At 57.3% G+C, this 13,523-nt stretch carries 13 protein-coding genes; 6 read left to right on the forward strand and 7 right to left on the reverse strand.

What is annotated here, in order from left to right; genetic code table 11:
• Window positions 1-85: 85 nt before the first annotated feature.
• Entirely contained in the window at window positions 86-1,471 is a 1,386-nt protein-coding gene (locus INR77_RS07705; RefSeq protein WP_223073289.1) for a glutamate--cysteine ligase, read from the reverse strand.
• An 82-nt stretch (window positions 1,472-1,553) separates the two neighbouring features.
• A complete protein-coding gene (locus INR77_RS07710; RefSeq protein WP_223073290.1) occupies window positions 1,554-2,336 on the reverse strand; it encodes a 16S rRNA (uracil(1498)-N(3))-methyltransferase in 783 nt (260 codons plus the stop codon).
• Window positions 2,337-2,374: 38 nt separating this feature from the next.
• On the opposite strand from INR77_RS07710, the gene INR77_RS07715 reads away from it, so the two are divergent.
• From INR77_RS07715 to INR77_RS07730, 4 genes are all read left to right on the forward strand, one after another.
• Window positions 2,375-2,779: a hypothetical protein gene (locus INR77_RS07715; protein WP_223073291.1), complete on the forward strand. Its 405-nt coding sequence runs from the start codon at window positions 2,375-2,377 to the stop codon at window positions 2,777-2,779.
• A complete protein-coding gene (ubiA, locus tag INR77_RS07720; RefSeq protein ID WP_223073292.1) occupies window positions 2,776-3,696 on the forward strand; it encodes a 4-hydroxybenzoate octaprenyltransferase in 921 nt (306 codons plus the stop codon). Before INR77_RS07715 ends, ubiA begins: the two co-directional genes overlap by 4 nt.
• 5 nt (window positions 3,697-3,701) lie before the next feature.
• The gene (locus tag INR77_RS07725) at window positions 3,702-4,322 is read left to right on the forward strand and encodes an SOS response-associated peptidase (protein WP_223073293.1); all 621 of its coding nucleotides are present in this window, start codon (window positions 3,702-3,704) and stop codon (window positions 4,320-4,322) included.
• 88 nt (window positions 4,323-4,410) lie between these two features.
• Window positions 4,411-4,902 (forward strand): MerR family transcriptional regulator, encoded by a 492-nt coding sequence (locus INR77_RS07730; RefSeq protein WP_223073294.1) that lies wholly within the window; start codon window positions 4,411-4,413, stop codon window positions 4,900-4,902.
• Here INR77_RS07730 and INR77_RS07735 read toward each other — a convergent pair.
• The 4 genes from INR77_RS07735 to INR77_RS07750 form a co-directional block, all read right to left on the reverse strand.
• Window positions 4,899-5,435 (reverse strand): histidine phosphatase family protein, encoded by a 537-nt coding sequence (locus tag INR77_RS07735; protein ID WP_255573994.1) that lies wholly within the window; start codon window positions 5,433-5,435, stop codon window positions 4,899-4,901. The two genes, INR77_RS07730 and INR77_RS07735, sit on opposite strands and share 4 nt — an antisense overlap.
• Window positions 5,436-5,644: 209 nt before the next feature.
• Window positions 5,645-6,568 (reverse strand): sterol desaturase family protein, encoded by a 924-nt coding sequence (locus INR77_RS07740; protein ID WP_223073295.1) that lies wholly within the window; start codon window positions 6,566-6,568, stop codon window positions 5,645-5,647.
• A gap of 106 nt (window positions 6,569-6,674) precedes the next feature.
• Window positions 6,675-7,769, reverse strand: coding sequence for an AraC family transcriptional regulator (locus INR77_RS07745; RefSeq protein ID WP_223073296.1), 1,095 nt, complete (start codon window positions 7,767-7,769; stop codon window positions 6,675-6,677).
• Window positions 7,766-10,426 (reverse strand): ATP-dependent DNA helicase, encoded by a 2,661-nt coding sequence (locus INR77_RS07750; protein ID WP_255574008.1) that lies wholly within the window; start codon window positions 10,424-10,426, stop codon window positions 7,766-7,768. Before INR77_RS07750 ends, INR77_RS07745 begins: the two co-directional genes overlap by 4 nt.
• A gap of 209 nt (window positions 10,427-10,635) precedes the next feature.
• Here INR77_RS07750 and INR77_RS07755 point away from each other — a divergent pair, with 209 nt between their 5' ends.
• On the forward strand, window positions 10,636-11,064 hold the full coding sequence (locus tag INR77_RS07755) for a nuclear transport factor 2 family protein (RefSeq protein ID WP_223073298.1): 429 nt from the start codon (window positions 10,636-10,638) through the stop codon (window positions 11,062-11,064).
• A 109-nt stretch (window positions 11,065-11,173) separates the two neighbouring features.
• Window positions 11,174-12,796 (forward strand): lysine--tRNA ligase, encoded by a 1,623-nt coding sequence (locus INR77_RS07760; protein ID WP_223073299.1) that lies wholly within the window; start codon window positions 11,174-11,176, stop codon window positions 12,794-12,796.
• Window positions 12,797-12,798: 2 nt separating this feature from the next.
• Here the strand turns inward: INR77_RS07760 and INR77_RS07765 are convergent, their stop codons facing one another.
• Window positions 12,799-13,467 carry a 2OG-Fe(II) oxygenase gene (locus INR77_RS07765; RefSeq protein ID WP_223073300.1) on the reverse strand — a complete coding sequence of 223 codons (669 nt, stop codon included), beginning with the start codon at window positions 13,465-13,467 and terminating at the stop codon, window positions 12,799-12,801.
• Between the last annotated feature and the right edge of the window lie 56 nt (window positions 13,468-13,523).

The following is a 13,523-nucleotide window of genomic DNA, read 5'->3' on the forward strand; positions in this document are numbered from 1 at the left end:
ATGCACGGCTCCTTCTGGCTAACCACAAGGTGAGCCATCGTGGGTTTTGCCAATCGAAGACAGCTATACCGCGAATTTGAAAAGTTTAGAAGGACTGCTTGTACACGTGACTTACATCGCCATTCCATTCATTGTGGTAGGCATCGAGTAATCGCTGTGCAGGGACTTTGCCTGAAGCGACAATTTCATCGAGTTCTTCAAGAAAGCCTGTTTCATTGTCGCCAGCGACATTGAGCCGGGCACGCGCGGACAGGCCGCCCCGCGCGATCTCAAGGACTTCGCGGCCCAGATCCTGCATCGTCCCGCCACCGGGAAGCTGCGATTGCAAACCAAGCTTTGGCGCATCATTGCGCAGTTTCTCGCGCTCTTCCATGGTCCAGCCTTTGACCCGGTCCCACGCCGCATCAAGTGCGCCTTGGTCATAGAGCAGGCCCACCCAGAAAGCGGGAAGCGCGCAAATCCGGCCCCAAGGCCCGCCATCTGCACCGCGCATTTCGAGGAAGCTTTTAAGCCTTACTTCGGGGAAGGCTGTTGAGAGGTGGTCCCACCAATCGCTGGCCGTAGGACGCTCGCCGGGAAGGACAGAGAGCTTGCCATCCATAAAGTCGCGGAAGGAAAGACCTGCTGCATCAATATATTGCCCATCGCGGAAGACGAAATACATCGGCACGTCGAGCATATACTCTGCCCAGCGTTCGTATCCAAAGCCGTCTTCGAAAACGAAAGGGAGCATCCCGGTGCGATGGGGATCGGTGTCTGACCAGATGTGGCTGCGATAGGAGAGATAGCCGTTTGGCTCTCCTTCAGTGAAAGGCGAATTGGCGAACAGCGCGGTCGCAAGCGGCTGCAGAGCCAGCCCCACGCGAAATTTCTTCACCATGTCCGCTTCGGATGAATAGTCGAGATTGACCTGAATCGTGCAGGTGCGCAGCATCATGTCGAGGCCCAAATTGCCGACTTTGGGCATATGGTTCATCATGATTTTGTACCGCCCCTTGGGCATCACGGGCAGCTCTTCGCGTGTCTTGTCGGGCCACATTCCAAGGCCCAAGTAACCCACGCCGCACGCTTCACCGATCTCCTTCACCTGCGCCAGGTGTCGGCCGGTTTCGTTGCAGGTTTCGTGCAGTGTTTCCAAGGGTGCGCCAGACAGTTCAAGCTGGCCCGCAGGCTCAAGGCTCACCGTGCCATCGGCGCCTTTCATGGCGATGACATTCGCCTTGCCGTCCGGTCCCACCTCTTCGATTGGCTCCCAGCCGAACTTCCTGAGGCTCATCAAAATGTCACGAATGCCCGCTTCTTCGCTATAGGACGGCGCGTGCTTGTCGCTGACGTGGTAGACGAACTTTTCGTGTTCGGTGCCAATGCGCCAATCCGCTTTCGGCTTTTCACCCCTACGCATGGGCGCGGTCAGGTCATCGAGGCTTTCGATGATCGGTTCATCAGCGGCAGAGGCTTCGCGGGTGCTCATTCAGAGGTTCCTTCAATGGAAGTGCCGCTTTAGGAAACGGTTGGAGGCGGGGGAAGTGCAAACTGGCTTTATGCCGGGCAAATCATTCTGTTCCCGAATTTTTGTAACCTGCCCAATCGCCAGCGACCGACATCCATATCGAGAGCGCGGCGATGGCTGCTGTCTCTGCACGAAGGATACGAGGGCCGAGCGAGATTGGCTGGGCGAGGGGGTGGGCTCGAATGGCAGCGCGCTCTGCATCGTCAAAGCCGCCCTCAGGGCCGATTATTAGGGCGGCTTTGTTATTATCGCGGAACACCTTTGCAGCGCTCTCACCGCCTTGTTCATCGGCGAACAAGAGCGTGCGGTCATCGGGCCATTGTTTGAGCATTGCCTCAAGCTTCAATGGTTCGCCCATTTCAGGAAGCGCGGTTCGCGCGCACTGTTCGGCGGCCTCAGTGGTGATGGTCCGCGCGCGCGCCTGGTTCAGTTTGTCGGCAACGCAGCGACGGGTGATGATCGGCTGAATGCGCGCAACGCCAAGTTCGGTCGCTTTTTCGAGTACGATGTCGAAACGGTCTTTCTTAAGAAGGGCAGGGCACAGCCATAAATCAGGAACGCTTTCGCGCGGGCGCAGCCTTTCAGCGATACGCAATGTGACAGAGCGCTTCGCTGCATCCACGACCGATGAAGCCCATTCGCCGGTCTGATCGTCGCACACAATGATTGTATCGCCAGTCTTTACCCGCATAACCTTGCCAAGATAGTGGGCTTGCGGGCCATCGAGCGTGATTGTGAAGCCTTCTTCGAGCCGATGTTCCACGAACAGGCGCGGCGCGCTCTTAGGCGGCCAGGCCGGAGTGCGAGGGGAAGGCTCAACGCTCATGCCTTTCCCCTAGTCGTCCATGACGCTAAAGAGCAAGCATGACCGCCCGAATGTGCCAGTATATCATTGCGCTTGTCTTCCTTGGCCTTGGCGGCTGGGCGCTGATTTTCCCAAGCAATGTGATCGAGATTGGCCTTACCCCGGATTACTCCGAAGACACATTTATTATGCGTTTTGTAATGGCGTGCTTCGGCGCGCAGGCGGTGATGTTCGGGATCATGGCTCTGATCGTCACATGGAGCTCGCGCGCTTTCGCAGTTTTCGCGGCCGTGCTCATCCCGTTCTTCGTTTTCAATTATTATTTTCATTATGAATTGCCCGTCTTGACCTCGCTGGGGATGCTCGATTTTGCAGGGAACGTGATCATGTTCATCGCCTGCATTGTGGGGTGGCGCGCGGCTCGCACAGAAGAGCAGCAGAAAGGGAGCATAGTCGGCTTATGAGCGACACAACCGCACCTGAAATCGTCCCGGATAGCGAACATAAGGGACTGATCGCGCGGCTCCCGCAACTCCCGCGTGACCTTGCGCAATTGGGACGCTTTGACAGGCCGATTGGATGGTGGCTGCTTTTCTGGCCATGCGCTTGGGGCGTGTGGCTGGCGGGGGCAGGGCCGCAATTTGCTCTTCTCGGATGGCTGTTGCTTGGCGCGATTGCGATGCGCGCGGCGGGATGCGTTTACAACGATATTGTGGACGCGGATCTCGACCGTAGAGTTGAACGCACTGCGCTGCGTCCTGTGGCTAGCGGGCGGGTGTCCAAAAAGCTCGCGTGGGGCTGGCTCGTTTTTCTATGCCTCATCGGCCTTCTTGTTCTTTTGCAATTGAGATTGAACGCTCAGCTTGTTGCTTTGGCGAGCCTTGCCTTGGTCGCTGCATACCCTTTCATGAAGCGGATCACATGGTGGCCGCAAAGCTGGCTTGGCATGGTGTTTACATGGGGCTTGCTGGTCGGTTGGACCGAACTGCGATTTGACAATTTCGATGCGTTGGCGTGCGTTTACGCAGGCGCGATCTGTTGGGTCATCGGATATGATACGATCTACGCGCTGCAAGACCGCGAGGACGATGCGCTTGTAGGGATCAAATCCTCTGCGCTCAGGATGGGCGCCCATGTGAAAACAGGAGTGGGGGCGTTTTACGCAGGCACGGTTGGCTTATGGGCGCTTGGCATCTGGCTTTATCGCCCTGATCCGGTTGCCCTTCTGACGCTGCTTCCGGTGGCAGGCCATCTCTTGTGGCAGGTTGCGACACTTGATCCTTCCGATCCCGACAATCCGCTTGAACGCTTCCGCTCGAACCGCTGGGCAGGGGCATTGATGGCAGCAGCGTGCTTCGTTGTCGGGAATGCGGGAGCGTAAGGCAGGTGTGCAACCTTTACCGCATGACCAAGACCGTGGATGAGATTGCCGCGCTGTTCGATGCGGTTGACGCGGTTAAGGGTGCGAATTTTGGCGAAGAAATTTACCCCGGCTATCCCGGATTGGTCGTTGCTGGCGGTGCGGAGGGCCAGTTCAAGGTCGGCACAATGAGCTGGGGCTTTCCACTTGTGATGAAGGGCAAGAACGGCCAACCGTTAAAGCCAAAGCCGGTCAACAATGCGCGCACGGATAAGCTTGATGGCTTTTTCTGGCGCTCATCTTTCGAACGACGGCGCTGTCTTATCCCGCTCACCGCATGGGCCGAGGCGCAAGGGGCAAAAGGCGCAAAAACCCGCACATGGCTATCGCTTCCCAATGCCGAAACCTTCGCCGCCGCTGGCGTTTGGCGAAAGAGCGATGAGTTTGGCACGTGCTATTCGATGGTGATGACTGACAGCGCAGGGTCAGCGGCGGAAAGTGTCCATTCGCGGATGCCCGTGCTGCTCGCGCCCGAGGACTATGGCCTTTGGATGGCCGGATCGCCAGAGGAAGCGAAACGCCTTTGCAAACCATGGATAGGCGACATCACTATTGAGGTAAGCGATCACCCCTGGGTGAGGCGTTAAAACCTTCTCAGAGGCTTGCTATAAGCAGTGTTACGATGCGACCTAAACCTTAGTTGAGGTCGTGTTGCAGGCGGCATACGCAAAGGCCATGACCCTCCTTCCGCCCTATGCCTATTCGTCTGACGATGCACTTTTGCCGATAGGAGAGTTGGCAAAGGCAACCGGGCAAAGCGTGTCCGCTCTTCGTTTCTACGAGGAGAAAGGCCTGCTGGAGCCGGTGCGCACCAAGGGCAACCAAAGGCGATACTTGCGCGCTGATATTGATCGGATGAAGTTCATCGAAATTGCGCAACGCCTTGGTATGTCGCTGGCACAGATCCAATGGATGATGCGCGATATGCCTCATGGCCGCGCTCTCACACCACAAGATTGGGACCGCGCCGTCCAATCGCTAAGCAGCCTTATTGATGCGCGGATTACCACGCTTCAACGCACGCGCGATCAGTTGGAACGGCAATTGTGTAATCCAGGCGATGGGTTTGAACGATCTGTCATGAAACAGCTCGATGACAATTTTACTGAGGAAACAAAGGCTACCGATCCAATGCTGACGCGAGCAGCGCACAACGCGAGTGCCTAACCTTCCGGCCCCAGCTCCGGATCAAGGTCGCGTGGGCGTTTAAAATGCACCAGCGTGCCGCAGAATTTCTTGAGCTGTGACCAATCATCAATCTTGCACTCGATCACTGCAAAAGCGCCGGTTGGAAATTTGACCACCGCCTCTTTGAAAAGATCATTTTCATTGGCGGGAGAAATCAGCTCAAGGATGGTTTCGTAAAGCCCCGGATTGTGGCCTGAGATCAGGATTGCGTCCGCATCGCCATCGCCAGCGTGCTCCTCGACCACTTCCATGATTGTATCCGGGCTCGCCAGATAGAGGCGCTGGTCATAGGTGACAGCCAAATCGGGAAGCGCGCTTTCAAGCGTTGCTTTCACCCGCTCAGCCGGGCTTGCGACCAGCTTGTCCCACTTTTGACCATGCTCAATCACGTGCGCGCCCATGACCTCGGCGCCGCGCCGTCCGCGGTCATTCAAACCCCGGTCAAAGTCGCGCGTTGCCCCATCGCTCCAATCCGATTTGGCGTGTCGCAAGATCCCCAGATACTTTGGCAAGCTTAAACCCCCAAGGCCAATTGCAAGTGGTCGGCGTCGCCATGCCACGAGTTTACACAAAAGCAAATGCGGCATCGTCAAAATGCGGCAATCTCTCTGACTTGCCGGACGGGTCGAAACCGCTGGGGATGGGTTCGTCAGTGAGATTGCCGCTCATCGGTCCGGGGCTGATGAGGACAAGCGCCCGGCGCGATGTATCTTAAGAGAGATCAGATGAAGGCGGGATCGACCGCCACCAGCCAACCGTTAAGGGTGGTGGCAGCGGCGAGCAGCGCAGCGACCGAAACGCTCAACTTTTCGGCTTTGCGGCGCGAAAGTCGCGGGATGCGAAAATCTGAAAACAGGGGCCGCGCGTTCTTGCGGAATTCTTGGCGATAGCGCGGGTGCTCTGTTCCCATCATGCGGTCCCAGAAGGTGAAGTAGAAACCGTAATTGTGGCCCGATGAATGATGCAGGTCGTGATGGGTGGTTGTGCTGATCCAGCGTGTGAGTGGGTTATCCACCCAACCTGCGGGGAAAAGTTCGCTGCCAGCGTGCGCCATCACATTTCGGATCATCATATGCCAAAAGAACAGAAGCACTGCGATCCCTGAGTATTGGATACCAAGCGCGCTGGTGATGATAAGGAAGGTGGGCATGAAGGCCGCTTCGATGACAGCCTCTAGGCTTGCGAAGCTATAGGCAGTCCACGGCGTCGGCGTGCGCGATTTGTGATGATGCAAATGCGAGATGCGGAATAAGGGTTTTGTGTGCATCGCCCGGTGAGCCCAGTAGAAATAGGCATCATGGGCGAGCACGATCAGCGCAAATTGCCAGGCGACGGTGAGAAGGCTCGCGCTTTCCAGCTTTAATGCAATCACGCCAAGTTCGCGCCCTGCCAAAGTCACCAAGGCAACAGATGAGAAAATAAGAACTGTTCGAAATGACGATAGCACTTCGCGCAGGTAGTCAGCGCGCGAAGCCTTTCGGCTTCCTTGAATGCGCCTTGCCTGTGACCAACTGCGGAACACCAAGAGCAACACAGTCAACGCGCCAGCCGTGATGAGATAACGGCTAAGATCGAAGTATAGCACTGTGGCGAAATGTTCAGCCGCGCGGGCTATCGCGGTTTCAAAGGTGGTGGTGTCAGTCATGGAAAGGCTCCCGTTGATCGGTTGCCTGATTGTTTGACGGTGTTGATCCTAGCTGTCGCGGCGGCGCTGAAAGATGCCGTTCATTTTCAAATCTGAGCCCAATTTTTCAGTTTTGATCGGCCGCCGACGCTGGAGGTTCAGGTGGCTCATCAACGAACGCCAGCTTGCGGTATTCGCTGGGCGATTTGCCGGTTTCCTGCCGAAACGCGCGGTTGAATGGGGGCAGGGAATTGTAGCCAAGATCCATCGCAATTGTGAGAATCGGCAAATCGACATGATCGCTGCTTGCCAGCATCCCTTTGGCCTCTGCGATCCGATACCGGTTCAAAAACGCGCTGAAATTGCGGTGGCCAAGCCGCCGATTGATAAGCGCGCGCAGGCGATGTTCGGGTACGTCCAGCTCTTCGGAAAGCTTGGCGATGGTGAGCCCGGGCGACTTGTATGTCCCATCCTCCATTGCGCCCATCAGCTTGTCATGCAGGACTTTCTCTTGCGGGCTAAGGTCAAGATCGGGAATCAGTTCATCTTGCGGATTGGCGCGGGTTTCCTCGCCTTGCTTTGGCAAAAGATCGCGATTGGTGCGGAAGAGTGCGAGCCCTGCGAAGAGCATGATCAAGAGGATAATGAGCGAGTTGAGCATCGACATCAGGGGATTTCGGCTGTCGATAGCGGAAACCAATTCCAGCATTTCGACCAATATGATTTGCCCCGCCTGAATAGCCACGAGCAAAGGCAACCACAGACGCACGATGCGACGCTCTTCGACGAGGTCGTCATCACGCTCAAAAATACCGACGCGCACTAGATCCGCTACAAGAACAAACGCAACCGTGTGGAGCAGCACGAACCCAACGTGTTCTGTGTATTCAGCGACAAAGCTCCGCAAGAACCAGCCAACCATCATCACCGCAACCACTGCGAGGATGATCCTGCGATCGGGCTCTCGTTCAAAAAGCCTTCGTCCAAAAAGCCAGATCCAAAAAGGGGTCGAGAGGGCGACCAGATGGACCCACGGTTCCAAAAATCCGGTTGGGGACCAGAGGGGTTTGGAATTGAGCATATAGCCCGTCACGCCGACCAACATCCCGATCAATGGGACGCGCACCGAAAGCCGAACTTCGCTTGCCACGACCATCGCAAGCAGCGTCAAACCACTGCCCATGGAGATCAGCCGGATGAGATAATCCCATTGTTCAATCATGCGAAACTTTCTGGGATATTATCGTCTAATATTCCAGCTTCTTGAGAAGATGTTTGAAGCTCTTCGCCGATTAAGCCGCCGCTGACTCGCGCAAGCGCTTCGTCAAGCGTCACGCGCCGGACTATCGTGCCTTCGGGAAAGGCAGTGAGCAGGCGCGAGGGGAAGGCGGAGGAGAGCACAACGAAATGCCCCGCATCGTCCTTACCACGAATAAGACGGCCAAAGGCTTGCGCAAGCTTTGCACGGATTATGCGATCATCATGGGCTGAACCACCATTCGCCGCGCGCCGGGCTTTGTGAAGAATGTCGGGCCGGGGCCAAGGCACTGCTTCGAGCACCACGCAGCGAAGCGAACGTCCCGGAACATCAACACCATCACGAAGGGCATCGGTACCAAGAAGGCTGGCCTTGGGATCATCGCGAAAAATGTCGACCAATGTGCCGGTGTCGATCGGATCAACGTGCTGCGCATATATGGGCAGGCCCTCGCGCGCCAAGCGGTCGGCGATACGCCCATGAACCGCGCGCATCCGGCGGATTGCGGTGAATAGGCCAAGGACGCCGCCCTCGCTTGCTTCGATAAGACGCGCATAGGCGCCCGCGAGGCCCGGCAGATCACCCTTTTTGACATCAGTGACGATCAGCACCTCGGCGCGGCTGGCATAATCAAACGGGCTGTCAGCCTGGGTGAGAAGCGGCTGGCTTTCGATATGGGCCACGCCTGAGCGGGCAATTGCACTTTCCCATGGATCGCCATTGCCTGTCCCAATGCGGTCAGTCAGCGTCGCACTGGTCAACATCACACCGTGCGATGGCTCCAGCACGACTTTGGCAAAAGGTTTCATGGGATCGAGCCAGCGGCGGTGGATCGCGACATCAAATTCGCGCGCGTCAGAACGATCAACGGCAAGCCAGTCAACAAATTCAGGGTCAGCAGGGCCGCCCAGCCGCACCAGCAAAGATTCCCATGCAGTGAGCAAATCGACACGCCAGCTAAGCGAAAACCGCGCGCCTTCAATCCGCGCTCTTCCTTGACCGTCGAGCCAATCGGGCGGGTCTGCCATGACTGCCTCTAACCGCGCGCCAAGCTTCATTAGCGGGGTGCGAATGCTGGCGAGCGCTTCTGCGGCAGCATTGGCCGCTTCGATGACTTCGCCGGGGAGGCCAGAGGCTTCGGTTTCGATGCCGTAGCCTGCCTCCTGCCCGGTTTCATCTCTGGCATAGGTGACAGTGCGCACGGCGGCGAGCAATTGTTCGAGCGGGCCGGAAGGTTCGCCATCGTGGAGGCGTTGAAGCCAGCCATCACCGGGAAGGGCGCTTGCGTTTTCGCACGCCTGATCAATCGCTTCGCCGCCTTCCTCATCATAACTTGCGACATCGGCAAGGCGTGCGGAAAGCCCGCGCCTGCGTCCCCGATTTTTGCGCTCTGGCCCGATGATCCAGCGGCGAAGCTCGATAGCCTCTTGTCCGGACAGCGTTGCAGCAAACGTGCTGTCAGCTGCCTCGAAGACATGGTGGCCTTCATCGAAGATAATGCGAGTTGGGCGTTGAGCGTGATCACGGCCTCTTGCGGCGTTGACCATTACCAAGGCATGATTGGCAATCACCAGATCAGCCTGAGCGCTGTCTCTCGCCGCGCGTTCGATGAAGCATTTCCGGTAATGCGGGCATCCTGCATAAATACACTCGCCGCGTTGGTCGGTGAGGGCGGCAATCCCGCGTTTGCGGAAGAGCGTGCCTAGCCATCCGGGCAAGTCGCCGCCGATCATATCGCCATCGCGTGTAAAGCCTGCCCAGCGCGCGACCAGTTGCGCGAGGATGGCAGGGCGCCCTGCAAATCCGCCTTGGAGCGCGTCCTCGAGATTGAGGAGGCACAGGTAATTTTCACGACCCTTGCGCACCACAACGGGCGGGGTGCCATCGGGGCGTTTCACTGGCCAGGCGCGCCGGCTTTCTGTTCGCAATTGTCGCTGCAAATTTTTGGTGAAGGTCGACACCCAAACCGTCCCGCCAGAGCGCGCCGCCCACAGCGAAGAGGGCGCAAGGTAGCCCAGCGTCTTCCCAATTCCTGTGCCCGCCTGCGCCAAAGCCACATGGGGCAGTTCGCGAGCATCACGCGGCGCGAAAATCCTGGCTGCGTCTTGAGTGTAGGCGCGCTGCCCCTCGCGTTTCTCTGCGGCTTCGCCGGTGAGCTCGTCTAGCTTGGCAAGCACGTCTGCGGGGGGCAACTCGACCTGTCGCGGCGCACCGCGTTCGCCTGCTTCTTCCCATTCGGGAAGGGCAGAGAACAGCCATTTTTCCGCCTGTTCCGGCCTTGCGATATGAGGTTTTAGGACCTGCGCCCATGGCCAGCGCAGTCGTTCAAGCGATTGCAATGAGCTCCAAGCGCCAGCCCGCTCAAACCATTCCGGATCTTCACACGCCTCCACCAAAGCGCCTGCTGCCAGTTGCAAGAACTCCGGAACAGCCTCATCATTCTTGGGTTCTTCAAGCCCTAACGCTGATGCAAGCCCGCGCGGCGTGGGCACGCAAAATCGTGCAGGGTGAACGAATGCAAAAAGCTCCAGCAGATCAAGGCCCGACAAATCAGGATAGCCGAGCCGATTGGCAACCAAAGGCGCATTGAGGAGCAGAACCGGCGTGTCTGCTGCTGCCATAATGGCATCGCCCTTTGACGCAGCTTGGGTCGTGCCATTGGCCCCATTGCTCACAGGGCGCAGCCAATTGCCCGAATGACTGGCGTGAAGCGCGGGAAGGGGTAGGGGGTTGGGAGTGCTCACAACCCTATCTCATTGCCGCCCCATACACGCATTGTAAACGAATGCCCGCGATAGACCTGTGGCTAGCCTTTTTACGGAGATGGCCCATGCGATTGAATTTTGCGTTTGTTGGAGCAGGCGCGTGCCTGCTGGCGTTTGCAACACCGTCGGTTGCCGAAGAGCACACACCTGCCTCTATTGCAGATAGCAATGCGCGTATCGCTGCTGTTCAAGCGCACATTGACGCCTATCGTTCTGGCGATCTGGACCGCTTTGTCGCGACCTTTGCGCCAGATGCTGAAGTTTATGCCAATGGCATGAGCGCGGTTGGCCATGCCCAGATCAAGGCGCTTTATGCGCTCAACTTCAAGCCGGGAGCACCTGACTTGCGGATTTATGACAATGGCGTGGACGGCGATGTGGTGTGGATGTCTGCGGGCTATGTTTATGCCAATGGCGAAGAGATGTGCTGCTCGCTTTCGGAATATAAGGTTCGCGGTGGCAAGATCAGCTTCCTGAGCTCAAACACGCAATAATCGGCCTGTCAGCCCAATTGCTGGCTTAGAGCCCTGCATCGACATCGGCGATCTGCCTGTGTTTTCGCGCTTGTGGGCATGAGACAGTGCCCCTAAAAGCCGCCGCACTATGACAGATACCGCACTTATCGAAGCCGCCCGTTCATCCAAAGCCTGGCCGTTCCAAGAGGCACAGCGCCTTGAAAAACGGGTGAAGGCGAAACGGTTGAAAACGGGCGCGACTGCCGATGAGCCTGTGCTGTTCGAAACCGGATATGGTCCATCAGGTCTGCCGCATATCGGCACATTCCAGGAGGTTCTTCGCACGACATTTGTCCGCCGTGCTTACGAGGCGCTGACGGGTGAGCCGACGCGTCTTGTCGCGTTTAGCGATGACATGGATGGCCTTCGCAAAGTGCCCGACAACGTCCCCAATCAGGAGATGTTGGCCGAGCATCTTGGCAAACCGCTGAGCCGTATTCCCGATCCGTTCGAAAAATACGAAAGCTTTGCGCATCATAACAATGCGATGCTGCGCGAATTCCTCGACCGTTTTGGGTTTGAGTATGAATTCATTGCTTCGTCGTCCCGGTACAACACCGGCGCATTTGACGACGCGTTGAAAAACGTCCTGCGCAATAATCAGGCGATCCTCGATATTATGCTCCCGACCCTACGGGCAGAACGCGCAGCAACCTATTCACCGATCATGCCGATCTCGCCCAAAACGGGCGTCGTGCTTCAAGTGCCGGTGGAAGTGGTGGATGCCGAGGCTGGCATGATCCGCTTCACCGACGAAGACGGCGAAGTGATCGAGCAAAGCGCGCTTGGCGGACAATCGAAGCTGCAATGGAAAGTCGACTTCGCCATGCGCTGGGTGGCGCTGGGCGTCGATTATGAAATGTACGGCAAGGATTTGACCGACACCGGCGTCCAATCAGGCAAGATTGCGCGTGTCCTTGGCGGAAATAAGCCCGAAGGCCTCATCTATGAGCTTTTCCTCGACGAGAAGGGCGAGAAGATTTCCAAGTCGAAAGGCAATGGCCTGACGATTGAGCAATGGCTCGAATACGGCACGGAAGAGAGCCTTGGCTTTTACATCTTCCCCAATCCCAAAAGCGCGAAGCAACTGCACACTGGCGTTATCCCGCGCGCGGTTGATGATTATTGGCAATTCCGTGAGCGTTTGGCGGATCAGCCGCTCGACAAGCAATTGGGCAATCCTGTCTGGCATTTGCTGCGCGCCAATCACTCACTCGCTACGCCAGAGGCACCTGGCGCTGGCGACACCGTTCCGGTGAGCTTCGGGCTGCTCCTCAACCTTGCAAGCGTGCTCGGTTCAGAGGCGACGACTGAAAACCTCGCAGGCTATGTTCAAAGCTACTTGGGCGAGACAGAAAAGAACGCGGACCTCGACCGGATGATTGAGGCGGCGGTTGCCTATACCCGCGACTTTATCGTGCCCACGCTCAACAAGCGCGCGCCGGTTGGTGGTGAGGTTGAGGCTCTGCGCGAACTCGATGCCAAGCTTGCCGACGCTGACGCCGATGCGAGCGCCGAAGATTTGCAGACGATGGTCTATGAAATTGGCAAGAACGAGGCGCATGGCTTTGAAAACCTGCGTGATTGGTTCCGTGCTTTGTACGAAACCCTGCTTGGTTCAGAGCAAGGGCCGCGCATGGGCAGCTTTATCGCGCTTTACGGTGTGGAGCCTACGCGCAAGCTGATCGCAGAGGCGCTGGCGAGAGCGTAAGGTCACTTCCAAGCCCGCGTTCGGTACCATTTGGTGAAGATGTATTTCGCCCCTTTCACTACAGGGGTGCCCGCGTGAATTGTCGCTTCATTGGGTGAACCATCGGGCTTGGCATTGTTCCACAAAAGGAGCACGCCGGGCTTGGGTTCCAGCTTGATGCCGATGTCGACAAAGTATGTTTCGCCCCCTTCTTCGACCTCGTTGAGAAACGCCATGGTGGTCCAGCTGCGCTGTCCGCCGCGCTTCTTTTCATCCTCCCAATACGCCTCGGTTGGATAAAACCAATCGTTATGCGCCTTGAACTGTTGTCCCGGCAGATAGCGTTGCCCTTGCAAGGCTTCGCCCACCTTTGAATCCACGCCCATAAGGTCATCAATCCTGCGGCTGATCCCTTTGACGAAACTGTCATGCGGGTCGAGGTCGCCCGAATATGAGGTGCGAAAGCCCGCATCATAACCAATTTCATGCAAGCTTGATGGACGAGCAGTCGCATCGACCATGGTACATAAGCGTTCGCATTCCGCTGCGGTCAGAAAGTCGCCAACCGCATAAAGGTCAGCGAGATCTGTGTCGATCTTGTAGACGCCGGGGTCGGCCTCAAGGCGCGCTTTGACCCTTTTGCCCATGATCCGGCACGCGTCTTGGTCGGGGAAATGCTTTGTCTTTGCCATCGCGGCGCGGGTTAGCACCGGATGACGGCCAAAGAAAACCCCCGGAGGATTGCTCC

The sequence above is a fragment of the Erythrobacter sp. SCSIO 43205 genome, assembly GCF_019904235.1.
Taxonomy (GTDB): domain Bacteria; phylum Pseudomonadota; class Alphaproteobacteria; order Sphingomonadales; family Sphingomonadaceae; genus Erythrobacter.